The following is a 13,430-nucleotide window of genomic DNA, read 5'->3' as shown; positions in this document are numbered from 1 at the left end:
ACAGCCTAGCGGGCGGGCGGCCCGTCGCCCCCGTCGGCGGGCACGTGGTCACGGGCGAGCCCGAGCAGGGCGCCGAGCTCCGCGGCGGTCAGGTCCCGCGTCGCGCCGCTGGCGAGGTCGCCGAGCGCGATCGGCCCGAACCGCCGCCGCACCAGCTCCTGCACCGGGTGGCCGACCGCGTCGAGCATGCGCCGCACGATCCGGTTCCGCCCGCTGTGCAGCGTCAGCTCGACGAGCGTCGCGTCGCCCCTGGCCCCGCCGGGGACGACGCGCGCCCGGTCGGCCGCGATGGGACCGTCCTCGAGGTCGATGCCGGCCGTGAGCCGCCCGAGCGTCCGCGCGTGCACGCGCCCGGCGACGAGCGCCACGTAGGTCTTCTCGACGCCGAAGGACGGGTGGGCGAGCACGTGCGCCATCGCGCCGTCGTTCGTCAGCAGCAGCAGGCCCGAGGTGTCCGTGTCGAGGCGGCCGACGTTGTAGAGGCGCTCCTCGTACCGCTCGGTGAAGCGGCGCAGATCGGGTCTCCCCCGCTCGTCGCGCATCGTGCTGACGACCCCGGTCGGCTTGTTCAGCACCACGGTGCGTCGCGTCGGGTCGACCTGGACGTCGACCCCGTCGACCGCGACGCGGTCGCGCTGCGCGTCGACCCGGCTGCCGGGCTCGGTGACGACGCGGCCGTTCACCGCGACGCGTCCTGCGGCGATCAGCTCCTCGGAGGCGCGGCGGGAGGCGACGCCGGCGGCGGCGAGCACCTTCTGCAGGCGCTCGCCATCGGTCCTCGGCTCAGCGGGCGACGGCACGGGCGTCCTCCGCGTCCTCGAGCAGCGGCGCGAGCGGCGGCAGCTCGTCGATGGAACGGATGCCGAGCGCGGCGAGCAGGTCCTCCGTCGTGCCGTAGAGCGTCGCCCCCGTCTCCTCCGACCGGCCGACCTCCTCCACGAGCCCGCGCGCGACCAGCGTCTTCAGCACGGAGTCCACGGACACCGCGCGGATGGCACCGATCTGCCCGCGGCTGACCGGCTGCCGGTACGCGACGACGGCGAGCGTCTCGAGCGCGGCCTGGCTGAGCCGGCCGGCGGTCTCGATCTCGAGCAGCGACCGCACGACGGCGTCGTGCGCGGGCCGGGCGTAGAGCCGCCAGCCGGTCGCGACCTCGCGCAGCTCGAAGCCGCGTCGCCTCCCGCCGCGGACGCCGTCGAGGTCGTCGCGGATCCGCTGGACGGCGCGCCGCACCTGCCCGACCGGCCGCTCGACGGTCGAGGCGACGGTGAGCAGGTCGAGCGGCCGGTCGGCCGCGACGAAGAGCGCCTCCAGCGCCTCGTCGAGCGCCGCGTCCGCCCCGGGCTCCGGCGATCGCGGCGGGGCGACGGGAAGGGGCTCGGGCCCGGGCTCGAGGACGGGCTCGGCAGGCGCTGCGGTCGCGCGGCGGGGCGGCGAGAACAGCCCCGGGACGGCCTCCTCGACCGGCGCCGCGAGGCCGGCGAGCAGCAGCGCGACGGGCTCCTGCGGGGTGCGCCGCGCCGGGCGTGCGTCATCCGTCATCCGCGTCGCCTCCCAGTGACTCGAGCCGCGTGTCGTCCCAGTCTGTCGCGGTCCAGCGCACCACGAGCGCACCGAGCGGGTCGACCTGCTCCAGCACGATCGCGCTCTGCCGGTGCAGCTCGAGCACGGCGAGGAACCGGGCGACGACGACGGCGCGGGTCGCGTCCGGTCCGGTCAGCTCGAGGAAGGCGCGCGGCCGGCCGTCGCGCAGCAGCGCGACGACCTCCGCGGCGTGCAGACGCACGCGCTCCGGCGGCGCGTGCAGGTGGTCGGTGCCGACGGTCGGGACCGGCCGCGGCGTCAGCGCGCTCGCGGCGAGCAGCGCGAACGCGGCGAGATCGAGCGGAACCTCGGCGGGCGGCGCCGCGGGTCGCACCCGGTCCTCGAGGGATCCCGGGTGCGCGTGCCGCGACGCCTCCGTCTCGAACGCGTCGCCGAACCACGCGGACGCCTCGCGGTAGGCGCGGTACTGCAGCAGCCGGGCGAACAGCAGGTCCCGCGCCTCGAGCACGGCCACAGCCTCCGGGTCGACCGCCTCGCCCTGCGGCAGCAGACCGGCGATCTTCGCGTCGAGCAGCGTCGTGCCGACGACGAGGAACGAGCTCTGCGTCTCGAGCCCGACGGCGTCGCCGAGGCGGCCCAGGTGCGCGAGGAACTCGTCGGTCACGGCGGACAGCGACAGCGCGGTCACCTCGAGCTCGTGCCGGCCGATCAGGTCGAGCAGCAGGTCGAAGGGGCCGTCGAACCCGCCGACCCGCACCCGGAAGACCTCGGCCGCGGGCTCGACGCTCCTCTCCGGCGCGCTCATATCGCGATGATCGCCGCTTCCGAGGCTCAGAGGCGGCAACTATCGCGATACGGGAACGGCGGTGCTTCGAGCCGTGGTCACGCGATGGCGCCGCGCGCCACGAGCTCGCAGGCGAGCTGGCGGTAGGCCGTCGCCGCGCGGTGCTCGGGCGCGTACTCCATGATCGGCTCGCGCGCGACGGAGGCGTCCGGGAACTTCACCGTGCGGCTGATGACGGTCTCCAGCACGTCCGCGTCGAACGCCTCGACCACCCGCTCCAGCACCTCGCGGCTGTGCAGGGTGCGGGAGTCGTACATCGTGCCGACGATGCCGTCGAGCGCGATGTCGGGGTTCAGCCGGTCGCGCACCTTCTCGATCGTCTCCACCAGCAGCGCGACGCCGCGCAGCGCGAAGTACTCGCAGGCGAGCGGGATGACGACGCCGTGCGCGGCCGTCAGCGCGTTCACCGTCAGCAGCCCGAGGGAGGGCTGGCAGTCGATCAGCACGACGTCGTAGTCCCGTACGACGCGGCGCAGCACGCGGGCGAGGCTCTGCTCGCGGGCCACCTCGTTCACGAGGTGCACCTCCGCGGCGGACAGGTCGATGTTCGCCGGGATGATGTCGAGGCCCTCGATCTGCGTGTGCTGGATCGCGATGCGCGGGTCGACGGTGGACGAGCCGAGCAGCAGCTCGTAGATCGTCGGGACGTCCTCGGCCTGCACCTTGAAGTTCGCGGACAGCGCGCCCTGCGGGTCGAAGTCGATCAGCAGCACGCGGCGGCCGAGCGCGGCGAGCGAGGCGCCGAGGTTCACGGTCGTGGTCGTCTTGCCGACCCCGCCCTTCTGGTTGCAGAGCGCGATCACCCGGGCGGGTCCGTGCTGCGTCAGCGGCGCCGGGATCGCGAACTCGCGCAGCGGGCGGCCAGTCGGGCCGAGCACCCCCTCGGCGAGCACGTCGGGGCGGTCGTCCAGCATCGTCTGCGTCATCTGCGTCCTCACGCGGGCCTCGAGAAGTCGTCCCGTCCACGGTAGGCACGGCTGTCCCCCGTTCTGGGGAGACGCGCCGCGCCTCGACCATTCCCCGAGGTCGCCGGCGTCCCCGCCCGGGCGGTCAGCCAGGGAGGCCGACGACCAGGTCGATCTCGACCGAGGCCCCGACGGCGAGCCCGGTCACCCCGACGCAGGTGCGGCTCGGCAGCGGCCCCGCGAACCAGGTGCGGTACTCGGCGTTGAACGCCTCGAAGTCGCCGAAGTCGGTCAGGTAGGCGCGCACCATCAGCGCGGCGTCGAGCGTCGCGTCGAACCGCGCGAGGACCGCGCGGAGGTTCCGCAGCACCTGGGCCGTCTGCGGCACGATCCCGCCCTCGACGAGCTCGCCCGTCGCCGGGTCGGTGGGCATCTGCCCGGTGACGTACAGCGTGTCGCCCCAGCGCACGGCGTGCGCGAAGGGCCCGACCTGCGGCGGCACGCCGTGCTCGGGTCCGAAGACGTGGACGCTCCGCTCGCTCATCGGCTCACCGTAGCCGCGGCTCCGCGCGGGCGGTCAGCGGTCAGCGGGCGCGGGGATGCGCGGTCGTGTACACGTCGCGGAGCGCGTCCGCGGTGACCAGCGTGTAGAGCTGGGTCGTCGCCACCGAGCTGTGGCCGAGCAGCTCCTGCACGACCCGGACGTCCGCGCCGCCGGTCAGCAGGTGCGTGGCGAAGCTGTGGCGGAAGGTGTGGGGCGACACGTGCGCGGCGAGGCCCGCGCGCTCCGCCGCGGCCTGGATCACGAGCCACGCGCCCTGCCGCGAGAGCCGCGCACCCCGCGGCCCGAGGAAGAGCGCCGGTGTCGCGGTGCCGCGCACGGCGAAGACCGGGCGCACCCGCGTCAGGTACGCCTCCACCGCCTCCCTGGCGTAGCTGCCCACCGGGACCAGCCGCTGCTTGCCGCCCTTGCCGAGCACCCGGACCATCGAGCCCGCGCCCTCCGCCCCGTCGGGCACGTGCGCCCAGTCGTCGACGTCGAGCCCGACCGCCTCGCTCACCCGGGTGCCGGTCGCGTAGAGCACCTCGAGCAGCGCCCGGTCGCGCACCCGCACCGGGTCGTCGCCCTCGGTGGCGGCGAGCAGCCGCGCCATCTCGTCGATGCCGATCGCCTTCGGCAGCCGCATCGGCAGCTTCGGCGGCGTCACCTCGTGCGCCGGGTCGTCCGGCACGACGCCGTCCTCCGCGAGGAACCGGTGCAGGCCGCGCACGCTCGAGAGCATCCGGGCCGCGGACGACGCGGCCGCCCCGTCCTCCTCCCGGATCCGCAAGAGGAACGCGTGCACGTCGGCGGTGGTCACGTCCTCGATCGCGCCGCGCCCGGACGCGGCGAGGTGGTCGCCGTAGCGGGCGAGGTCGCGGCGGTACGCAGCGAGCGTGTTGTCGGACAGCCCGCGCTCGACGGCGACGTGGCGGAGGAAGCGGTCGACCGCGCGCTCCACCTCCACGCCTCCAGCGTCACACGTCCCCCGCGCATCGGCGGCGCGGGCGCGCGAGGCGCCTCAGCGGTGGTACTGGTGCGGGCCCCACGGCGCGGAGCCGATCGCGGGGTGGCGCTCCCACGGCTCGTCCGCGGGGGCGAGCGTCGCCCAGCCGCGCGACCTGGCCGCCTGCGCGGCGAGCGCCCCGAACACGAGCGACGGGCTCTGCACCCGGCGGGCGAGCACGGCGTCGACGACCTCGTCGAGCGGCACCCACCGCACCTCGATGTCCGCCTCCTCGTCGTGCCGCTCGAAGGCCGGCAGCGCCGACACGTCGCGGGCGAGGTAGATCCGGATCGTCTCGTCGCTGCCGCCAGGGGTGTTCGCGAACTCGGCGAGCACGTGCCAGGTGGCCGCGGCGAGGTCCGCCTCCTCCCCCAGCTCGCGCTGCGCGCCGGCGAGCGGCGACTCCCCGGCCATGTCCATCAGGCCGGCCGGGATCTCCCACATGCGGGAGCGCTGCGGGTGCCGGTACTGGCGGATCAGCAGCACCCGGTCCTCGTCGTCGAGCGCGAGGATCGCGACCGCGCCCGGGTGGAGGATCACCTCCCGCGTGATGGAGGTGCCGTCGTAGTCGAAGGTCTCGCTCGCGACGTCCCACACCCGCCCGTGGAAGACCTCGGTGCGGGCGGTGACGGGATGCGTCTCCGGCACGTCGGCGATCGGCCCGGCCTGCGACTCAGGCACGTGAGCCGACCTCCTCCTGCTCGTCCTCGAACAGGCGGCTCGCCTGCTGCCGCTCGAGCGCGGCGCCGACCAGCCCGCGGAACAGCGGGTGCGGCCGCGTCGGGCGGGAGCGCAGCTCGGGGTGCGCCTGCGTGCCGATGTAGAAGGGGTGCTGGTCGCGCGGCAGCTCGACGAACTCGACCAGCCGGTGGTCCGGAGAGGTGCCGCTGAACACGAGGCCCGCCGCCGCGAGCCGCTCCCGGTAGTGGTTGTTCACCTCGTAGCGGTGCCGGTGCCGCTCGCTCACCTCGGCGCGCCCGTACACCTCGCGGGCGATCGACCCCTCCTCGAGGTCCGCCCGGTAGAGGCCGAGCCGCATCGTGCCGCCGAGGTCGCCGCCCGCGATGATCGCGACCTGCTCCGCCATCGTCGCGATCACGGGGAACGGGGTGTCCGGGTCGAACTCCGTGGAGGACGCCTCGGGCAGCCCCGCCACGTTGCGGGCGTGCTCGATCACCATGCACTGCAGGCCGAGGCACAGGCCGAGCGCCGGGATGCCGTTCTCGCGGGCGAAGCGCAGCGCGCCCAGCTTGCCCTCGATTCCGCGGACGCCGAACCCGCCCGGCACGCAGATGCCGTCGAGGTCCGCGAGGTGCTCGGCCGCGCCCTCCGGCGTCTCGCACTCGTCGCTCGGCACCCAGCGCAGCAGCACCCGCGTCTCGTGCGCGAACCCGCCGGCGCGCAGCGCCTCCGTCACCGACAGGTAGGCGTCGGGCAGGTCGATGTACTTGCCGACGAGCCCGATCGTCACCTCGTGCCGCGGCTCGTGCACCGCCTTCAGCACGGTGTTCCAGCGGGTCCAGTCGACGGGCCCGACGTCGAGCCGCAGCACCTCGGCGATCGTGTCGTCGAGCCCCTGGTCGTGCAGCATCCGCGGGATGTCGTAGATCGACGGCGCGTCGACCGCGTTCACGACCGCCGACTCGTCGACGTCGCACATCAGCGCGATCTTGCGCTTGTTCGCCTCGGACACCGGACGGTCGCTGCGGAGCACGAGCGCGTCCGGCTGGATGCCGATGGAGCGCAGCGCCGCAACGGAGTGCTGCGTCGGCTTCGACTTCTGCTCCCCCGAGGTCGGCAGGTACGGCACGAGCGACACGTGGACGAAGAAGACGTTGCCGCGACCCAGCTCGTGACGCACCTGGCGGGCCGACTCGAGGAACGGCTGGCTCTCGATGTCGCCGACGGTGCCGCCGATCTCGGTGATGATCACGTCCGGCTGCGGGTCGTCGGAGGCCTGCAGGCGCATCCGGCGCTTGATCTCGTCGGTGATGTGCGGGATCACCTGCACGGTGTCGCCCAGGTACTCGCCGCGCCGCTCGCGCGCGATCACGGCGGAGTAGATCTGCCCGGTGGTGACGTTCGCGGCCTGGTTCAGGTCGATGTCGAGGAACCGCTCGTAGTGGCCGATGTCGAGGTCCGTCTCGGCGCCGTCGTCGGTGACGAAGACCTCGCCGTGCTGGAACGGGTTCATCGTGCCCGGGTCCACGTTGAGGTACGGGTCGAGCTTCTGCATGACGACCCGCAGCCCGCGGGAGGTCAGCAGGTTGCCGAGGCTCGCGGCCGTGAGTCCCTTGCCGAGGGAGGAGACCACACCCCCTGTGACGAAGATGTGCTTCGTCGTCCGCGCCGGGCCTGGTCCTGTCGGGGCGTCCACCACGGGGTTCCATCGTAACGGGATCCCGGGCACCGGGTCGGACGCGGGGCCGCGCGACGGGTCAGCGGGCGGTCGCGAGGTCCAGCAGCTCCTGCGCGTGCGCGAGCGCGCTGTCGCTCGTCGTGAGGCCCGACAGCAGGCGCGCCATCTCGGCGACCCGCTCGTCGCCGGTCAGCCGCTGCACGGTGGAGGTGGTCACCTCGCCGCTCACGTCCTTCAGCACCTTCAGGTGGTTCGTCGCGAACGCCGCGACCTGCGCCAGGTGGGTCACCGCGATCACCTGGGACGAGTCCGCGAGCCGCGCCAGCCGCTTGCCGACCTCGATCGCCGCCGCGCCGCCGATGCCCGCGTCCACCTCGTCGAAGACGAACGTCGGCACCGGGTCGCTGCCCGCCAGCACCACCTCGAGCGCCAGCATCACGCGCGACAGCTCGCCGCCTGACGCGCCGCGGGCGATCGGCCGGGGCTCCGCGCCCGCGTACGACTGCAGCAGCAGCTGCACGGCGTCGCGCCCCGTGGAGGTCAGCTCGTCGCGGCTCGCGACGTCGACCAGCACCGCCGACGCCCCCATCGCGAGGTCCGCGAGCTCGGCGGTGACCGCGGCGCCGAGCCGCTCCGCGGCGGAGCGGCGCAGCTCCGAGAGCTCGTCCGCCAGCTGCACCGCGAGCCGCTCCGACTCCGCGACCTGCTCGCCGAGCGACTCGATGCGGTCCGGGTCCGCGTCCAGCTCGAGCAGCCGCCGCCCGCTCGACTCCGCAAGGGCCAGCACGTCGTCGAGCCCCGGCCCGTAGCGGCGCATCAGCACCGCGAGCTCGTTGATCCGCTGCTGCACGACCTCGAGCCGGCCGGGCGCGTCGGGATCCAGCCCGGCGACGTAGCTGGCGAGGTCCGCCGAGGCGTCGGCGGCCAGCGACGCGACGGACGCGACGGACTCCGCGAGCGCCGCGAGCGCGGGGTCGAGCGGGGCGGCCCGCTCGAGCGCGCGGCGCGCCTCGACGAGCAGCGTGAGCGCGTCGAGGCCGCCGACGTCCTCGGTCGACAGCGCCTCGTGCGCGGTGGCGGCCGCGACCCGCAGCTCGTCCTGCGCGCCGAGCCGCTCGGCCAGCGCCGCCAGCTCGACGTCCTCGCCCGGCTGCGGGGCGACGCCCTCGATCTCCGCGACCGCGGTCCGCAGCTCGCCGGCCTCCGCGGCCCGAGCGTCGTGGTCGGCGGAGAGGCGCTCCAGCTCGGCCCGGTCGGCCAGCCAGCGCCGGTGCACCGCCTGGTACCGCTCGAGCAGCGCGGCGAGCGGCGCGCCCGCGTACCGGTCGAGCATCTCGCGCTGCGCGACGGGCGACTTCAGCCGCAGCTGCTCGGACTGCCCGTGCACCGCGACGAGATCGGCGCCGAGCTCCTGCAGCAGCCCGACCGGGACGGACCGTCCGCCGACGCTGGTGCGGCTGCGCCCCTCCGCGGAGACCGACCGGCTGACGAGCAGCTCGGCGACGCCGTCGCCTGCGGGGTCGAGTTCGCCGCCCGCCTCGTCGACCCGGTCGGCGACGGGCCCGTCGGCGGCCACCAGCCACCGACCCTCCGCCACGGCGCGCGTCGCGCCGGTGCGCAGCACGCCGGAGTCGGCGCGGCCGCCGAGCAGCAGCCCGAGCGCCGTCACGACCATCGTCTTGCCGGCGCCCGTCTCGCCGGTCAGCGCGGTGAACCCGGGACCGAGCGGCAGCACCGCGTCCTCGATGACCCCGATGCCCCGGATCGCGATCTCCTCGATCCCGGGGCGGGTCACGGTCTCGGCCCCCGCCAGCCGGCCACCGGCAGGTCGAACTTCTTGACGAGCCGGTCCCCGAACCGGTCGCGGTCCGAGTGCAGGCGCGCGAGCCGCACGGGCTCCGCCGACGCCGTCACCTCGATGCGGCTGCCCTCGGGCAGCTCGACCATGCGGCGGCCGTCGCACCAGAGCACCCCGCGGGCGGGCGTGCGCCGCAGCAGCTCGACGGCCACCGTGGACGCGGGCGGCAGCACGAGCGGGCGGGCGAACAGCGCGTGCGCCGACAGCGGCACCACGAGCATCGCGTCGAGCGTCGGCCAGACGACCGGTCCGCCAGCGGAGAAGGCGTAGGCGGTGGAGCCGGTCGGGGTCGCGACGACGAGGCCGTCGGCGCCGAACGTGGACAGGGGGCGGCCGTCGACCTCGAGCACCAGCTCGAGCATCCGCTCCCGCGCCGCCTTCTCGACGGTGACCTCGTTCAGCGCCCAGTCGCGCCGGAGCGTCCGCCCGTCGGCGACGACGGCGACCTCGACCGTCAGCCGCTCCTCCACGTCCCAGTCCCGGGCGACGACGCGGCGGATCGTGTCGCCGAGGTCGTCCCGCTCGGCCTCGGCGAGGAAGCCGACGTGGCCGAGGTTCACCCCGAGCAGCGGGACCCCGGTCCCCCGCGTCAGCTCGGCCGCGCGGAGGATGGTGCCGTCGCCGCCGAGGACGACGACGAGCTCGAGGTCGGCGACCTCGACGCCCTCGCCGAGCACCGGGAGGCCGTCGACCGCGCAGCCGTTGGCCGCCAGGTCGTCGACCTCGCTGCGGCGCAGGACCGGCGTCACGTCCCCGTCCTGCAGCAGGGACAGCACGCTCGACGCGGCCTCCACGGTCTCGTCCCGGCCGGTGTGCGCGAGCAGCAGGACGAGACGGCGCGACGTCATCCGGCCTCCCTCGGTCCCCGGACGACCTGTCGGAGGATCTGGTCCCATTCTGCGGGGTCCGACCCGCGCGCCGCGTGCAGGTGCACCAGCACCTCCCGGTTGCCCTCCTGCCCGGATACGGTCGATCCGACGACGCCCGCGGTGCGCAGCCCGACCGCCGCGGCCGCGTCGAGCACGCCGCGCACCGCCTCCTCGCGGTCCGCCGGGTCGGTCACCACGCCGCCGTGCACCCGCGATCGGCCGACCTCGAACTGCGGCTTCACCAGCAGGACCACGTCCGCGTCGGCCGCCGCGACGGCGGCGATCTCCGGCAGCACGAGCCGCAGCGAGATGAAGGACAGGTCGGCGACGACGACGCCGGGCGGCTCGTCCGAGCCGGTCAGTGCGGCCAGCCGCGCCGCGGTCAGGGTCCTCGCGTTCTCGCCCTCGACGACGACGACGCGGGCGTCGTCGCGCAGCTCGGGGACGAGCTGGTCGTGGCCGACGTCGAGCGCGACCACCCGCGCCGCGCCGCGCCGCAGCAGCACCTGGGTGAACCCGCCGGTGCTGGCGCCGAGATCGAGCGCATCCTTCCCGCCGACCTGGACCCCGAACGCCTCGAGGGCGGCGTCCAGCTTGCCGGCGGCGCGGCCGACCCAGCCCGCGTCGGGCTCGACCAGCACCTCGTCCTCGTCGGACACACGCCGGGAGGGCCGGCCCTCGGCGCGGCCGTCGACCCGAACACGACCCGCGGCGATGGCGGCCGCGGCGGCGGTGCGCGACCGGGCGAGGCCCCGCTCGACCAGCGCGACGTCGAGCCGCGACGTCACGACGCCGTGAGCCCGAGCCGCTCCTGCAGCGCCCGGTGCGCCTCGGCGTAGCCGGCGGGTCGCTCCTCGAGCGGCAGCCGGTCGACGTCGACCGGGCGCGCAGGCATGTCCACGCCGGTCAGCGTAACGACGCCCGAAGCCCCAGGACGGCGTCGGGGATGCGCAGCGCGTAGGCGCCGACCCCGGACGTCCAGACGGCGTGGGCGGCGGCCCGCAGCAGGTCGATCGGCTCGCCCGCGCGGACCACCCGCAGCTCGGCGCCCTCGACCCGGGCGACGGCCCGGCCGACGTGGGTCCCGGAGCCCTTCACGACGGTCTCCGGGTACGGCTCGAGCAGGCCGCGCAGGTCGCGGAGCAGGTACGGCGGCCGCGCCTTCTCCGGTGCCGCCAGCACCTCCTTCGGCCCGTCGACACCCGTCAGCACGAGCGCCGACGGCATCCCGGCGGCGTTCGCGCCGGCGATGTCGGTGTCGAGCCGGTCGCCGACGAAGAACGGCCTGCCGGCGTCGAAGCGCGAGACGGCGGTCGTGAACAGCGGGGTCTCGGGCTTGCCGGCGACGAGCGGCAGGCGGCCGACCGCGGCGTGCACGGCCGACACGAGCGTGCCGTTGCCCGGCGCGAGCCCGCGATCGACCGGGATCGTCCAGTCGGTGTTCGTGGCGACCCACAGCCGGTCCGGATCGGCGAGCGCGAACGACGCCTCGGCGATGTCCCGCCAGCCGAGCTCGGGCGAGAAGCCCTGCACGACGGCGTCCGGCCCGTCGTCGGCGCTCCGGACCACCTCGAAGCCGGCGGCGGCGACCACGGAGGTGAGGCCCTCGCCGCCGATGACGAGCACCCGGGCACCCGCCGGCAGGCGCTCCGCGAGCAGCACGACGGCGGCCTGCGGCGAGGTGACGACGTCGTCCGGACCGGCAGGCAGCCCCAGCTCGCCGAGGTGGGCCGCGACCGCGGCCGCCGTGCGCGAGGCGTTGTTGGTGATGTAGCCGATGCGCACCCCGCGGGCGCGCACGTCGGCCAGGGCGTCCAGCGCGTGCGGCACCGCGTCCCGGCCCTTGTAGACGACGCCGTCGAGGTCGAGCAGCAGGACGTCCGCGTCGGTCAGCGGTGCGGCGCCGCTGCGCATCAGCCGCCGACCCCGTCCGGACCCTGCGGGCCCTCCGGCGCCGTCGTCGCGACCGAACCGTCGTCGTCGGTCCCGCCCTGCGCAGACGAGGGCTCGACCTCGGCCTCGGCCTCGGCCTCGGCCTCGGTGTCCACGACGACGCTCGAGGCCTCCTCGTCCACCTCCGACAGCAGCGCCCCGGCCCGCTCGGCACGACGCGCCCACAGCGCGGCGGCGTCCGCGTCGCCCAGGTCCTCGTGCACCGCCGACAGGGCCTCGAACAGCACCGGCGACCAGGGGTGGACCCGCTGGAGGTCGACCTCGACCCGCTCGAGCTCGTCGAGGGCGCCCTGCGGGTCCTCGAGGTCGAGCCGGGCACCGGACATCGCGATCGCCAGGGCGACCTGCGCCTCGACGGGCAGCGTCGCACGGTCGACGCCGCGTCCGACCTCGAGCGCGCGGTCCGGCCGGCCGACGCCCCGCTCGCTGTCGACCATCAGCCCGATCTGGTCGTCGGAGCCGGAGATGCGGCGGAAGGTGCGCAGCTCGCGCAGCGCGAGGGCGAAGTCGCCGTTGGCGTAGGCGGTGATGGCGACGCTCTCGCGGACGACCGCGACCCGTCCCGCTCGCCGGGCGGCCGCGAGCGCGTGGCGGTGGGCCTCGGCGGGGTCGTCCTCGATGAGGCGTCCGGCCATCACCAGGTGCCTGGCGACGGCGTCCGCGTTCTCCTTCGACAGGGTTCGCAGCTCCGCCCGGGCCGCACGGTCCAGGTCGCCGGGCCGCACGTCCTCCGGCAGCACCGGCTCGTCGACGTGACGGCCGGGGCCGGGCTCGCGATCGGCGCCGACGCCCCGCCGCGGTCCCCCGTCGCGGAACGGGCGATCGGATCCCGCCACCCGTCCGCCGCGGTCCGCCGAACGGCGTCCGGGGCTCCGGTCGCCGTCGGCGCGGAACCCTCCGGTTCGCCGCTCGCGGCCGGGGTGCTCCCCCTCGACGCGCGGGCGACGCCCCTCCTGCCCGAACCGGGGACGACGCTCGTCCTGACCGGGCCGGGAGCGACGCTCGTCGTGGCCGGCACGCGGCCGACGCTCGTCATGCGCGGGACGCGGCCGACGCTCGCCGTCCGTGGAACGCGGGCGACGCTCGTCGTCCGACCGGCGCGGGCGGAAGCCCTCACCGCTCGAGGCGCCACCCGCACGACGAGGACGGGGGGCACCGTCGCGCCTGGGACGCGCGTCCCCCGAGCGGTCGCCACCGGAGCCGCGCCCCTCGGCGCCGCGCCCCCGGGCACCGCCCGGTCGGCGTTCGTCGTCGGGCCGGCCCTCCCGCCGGCGGCTCCTACGGGTGTCGTCCTCGTCGCCGCTGTCGGTCACGATCGTCCTCTGCTCTGATGAAGGCTGCTCTGCTGCGCACGCCCGTGCGATCGAGATCGCGCTCCGGCGCAGCAGGACCGTTCGGAGCAGGCGGTGGGTAATCGGGCCCGGAAACGACGAAAGGGGCCGCCCGGCATCGGGAGGCCCCTTTCGTGACAAGGTGTCCGGCGGTGTCCTACTCTCCCACGAGGTCGCCCTCGCAGTACCATCGGCGCTGAGAGTCTTAGCTTCCGGGTT

The 13,430-nt window shown here is 75.4% G+C and carries 13 protein-coding genes and 1 rRNA gene; all 14 read right to left on the bottom strand.

Features of this window, described 5'->3' with window-relative positions; translation table 11 throughout:
• Positions 1–5 precede the first annotated feature (5 nt).
• On the bottom strand, positions 6–800 hold the full coding sequence (locus ACFSBI_RS03775) for a pseudouridine synthase (protein ID WP_377932191.1): 795 nt from the start codon (positions 798–800) through the stop codon (positions 6–8).
• On the bottom strand, positions 784–1,542 hold the full coding sequence (gene scpB / locus ACFSBI_RS03770; RefSeq protein ID WP_377932189.1) for an SMC-Scp complex subunit ScpB: 759 nt from the start codon (positions 1,540–1,542) through the stop codon (positions 784–786). The genes ACFSBI_RS03775 and scpB overlap by 17 nt, the downstream gene beginning before the upstream one ends.
• Complete coding sequence (locus ACFSBI_RS03765) at positions 1,532–2,350, bottom strand: segregation and condensation protein A (RefSeq protein ID WP_377932186.1); 819 nt, start codon at positions 2,348–2,350, stop codon at positions 1,532–1,534. Before ACFSBI_RS03765 ends, scpB begins: the two co-directional genes overlap by 11 nt.
• 77 nt (positions 2,351–2,427) lie before the next feature.
• Complete coding sequence (locus tag ACFSBI_RS03760) at positions 2,428–3,315, bottom strand: ParA family protein (protein WP_377932184.1); 888 nt, start codon at positions 3,313–3,315, stop codon at positions 2,428–2,430.
• 124 nt (positions 3,316–3,439) lie between these two features.
• The gene (locus tag ACFSBI_RS03755) at positions 3,440–3,838 is read right to left on the bottom strand and encodes a RidA family protein (protein ID WP_377932182.1); all 399 of its coding nucleotides are present in this window, start codon (positions 3,836–3,838) and stop codon (positions 3,440–3,442) included.
• Positions 3,839–3,878: 40 nt separating this feature from the next.
• Positions 3,879–4,802, bottom strand: coding sequence for a site-specific tyrosine recombinase XerD (gene xerD, locus ACFSBI_RS03750; RefSeq protein WP_377932180.1), 924 nt, complete (start codon positions 4,800–4,802; stop codon positions 3,879–3,881).
• Between the two features lie 54 nt (positions 4,803–4,856).
• Positions 4,857–5,522 (bottom strand): NUDIX domain-containing protein, encoded by a 666-nt coding sequence (locus tag ACFSBI_RS03745; protein ID WP_377932178.1) that lies wholly within the window; start codon positions 5,520–5,522, stop codon positions 4,857–4,859.
• Positions 5,515–7,218, bottom strand: coding sequence for a CTP synthase (locus ACFSBI_RS03740; RefSeq protein ID WP_377932477.1), 1,704 nt, complete (start codon positions 7,216–7,218; stop codon positions 5,515–5,517). The genes ACFSBI_RS03745 and ACFSBI_RS03740 overlap by 8 nt, the downstream gene beginning before the upstream one ends.
• Positions 7,219–7,279: 61 nt before the next feature.
• The gene (gene recN, locus ACFSBI_RS03735) at positions 7,280–8,995 is read right to left on the bottom strand and encodes a DNA repair protein RecN (protein ID WP_377932176.1); all 1,716 of its coding nucleotides are present in this window, start codon (positions 8,993–8,995) and stop codon (positions 7,280–7,282) included.
• On the bottom strand, positions 8,992–9,906 hold the full coding sequence (locus ACFSBI_RS03730) for an NAD kinase (protein ID WP_377932174.1): 915 nt from the start codon (positions 9,904–9,906) through the stop codon (positions 8,992–8,994). Before ACFSBI_RS03730 ends, recN begins: the two co-directional genes overlap by 4 nt.
• Positions 9,903–10,715, bottom strand: a complete 813-nt coding sequence (locus ACFSBI_RS03725; protein ID WP_377932172.1) for a TlyA family RNA methyltransferase — start codon at positions 10,713–10,715, stop codon at positions 9,903–9,905. The genes ACFSBI_RS03730 and ACFSBI_RS03725 overlap by 4 nt, the downstream gene beginning before the upstream one ends.
• Before the next feature lie 118 nt (positions 10,716–10,833).
• Positions 10,834–11,841, bottom strand: coding sequence for an HAD-IIA family hydrolase (locus tag ACFSBI_RS03720; RefSeq protein ID WP_377932170.1), 1,008 nt, complete (start codon positions 11,839–11,841; stop codon positions 10,834–10,836).
• Positions 11,841–12,716 carry a hypothetical protein gene (locus tag ACFSBI_RS03715; protein WP_377932168.1) on the bottom strand — a complete coding sequence of 292 codons (876 nt, stop codon included), beginning with the start codon at positions 12,714–12,716 and terminating at the stop codon, positions 11,841–11,843. Before ACFSBI_RS03715 ends, ACFSBI_RS03720 begins: the two co-directional genes overlap by 1 nt.
• Positions 12,717–13,355: 639 nt before the next feature.
• Positions 13,356–13,430: ribosomal RNA gene (rrf, locus tag ACFSBI_RS03710) — 5S ribosomal RNA — on the bottom strand; the annotation flags it as partial.

This window comes from Amnibacterium endophyticum, assembly GCF_042680685.1.
Taxonomy (GTDB): domain Bacteria; phylum Actinomycetota; class Actinomycetes; order Actinomycetales; family Microbacteriaceae; genus Amnibacterium; species Amnibacterium endophyticum.
This window is presented reverse-complemented; position numbering and strand designations above follow the sequence as displayed.

What these genes read in the sequence shown, in the direction of transcription:
- scpB (WP_377932189.1), bottom strand. Translation starts at nt 1,542, where the DNA reads ATGACGGATGACGCACGCCCGGCGCGGCGCACCCCGCAGGAGCCCGTC.
- ACFSBI_RS03765 (WP_377932186.1), bottom strand. Translation starts at nt 2,350, where the DNA reads ATGAGCGCGCCGGAGAGGAGCGTCGAGCCCGCGGCCGAGGTCTTCCGG.
- ACFSBI_RS03760 (WP_377932184.1), bottom strand. Translation starts at nt 3,315, where the DNA reads ATGACGCAGACGATGCTGGACGACCGCCCCGACGTGCTCGCCGAGGGG.
- ACFSBI_RS03755 (WP_377932182.1), bottom strand. Translation starts at nt 3,838, where the DNA reads ATGAGCGAGCGGAGCGTCCACGTCTTCGGACCCGAGCACGGCGTGCCG.
- ACFSBI_RS03730 (WP_377932174.1), bottom strand. Translation starts at nt 9,906, where the DNA reads ATGACGTCGCGCCGTCTCGTCCTGCTGCTCGCGCACACCGGCCGGGAC.
- ACFSBI_RS03720 (WP_377932170.1), bottom strand. Translation starts at nt 11,841, where the DNA reads ATGCGCAGCGGCGCCGCACCGCTGACCGACGCGGACGTCCTGCTGCTC.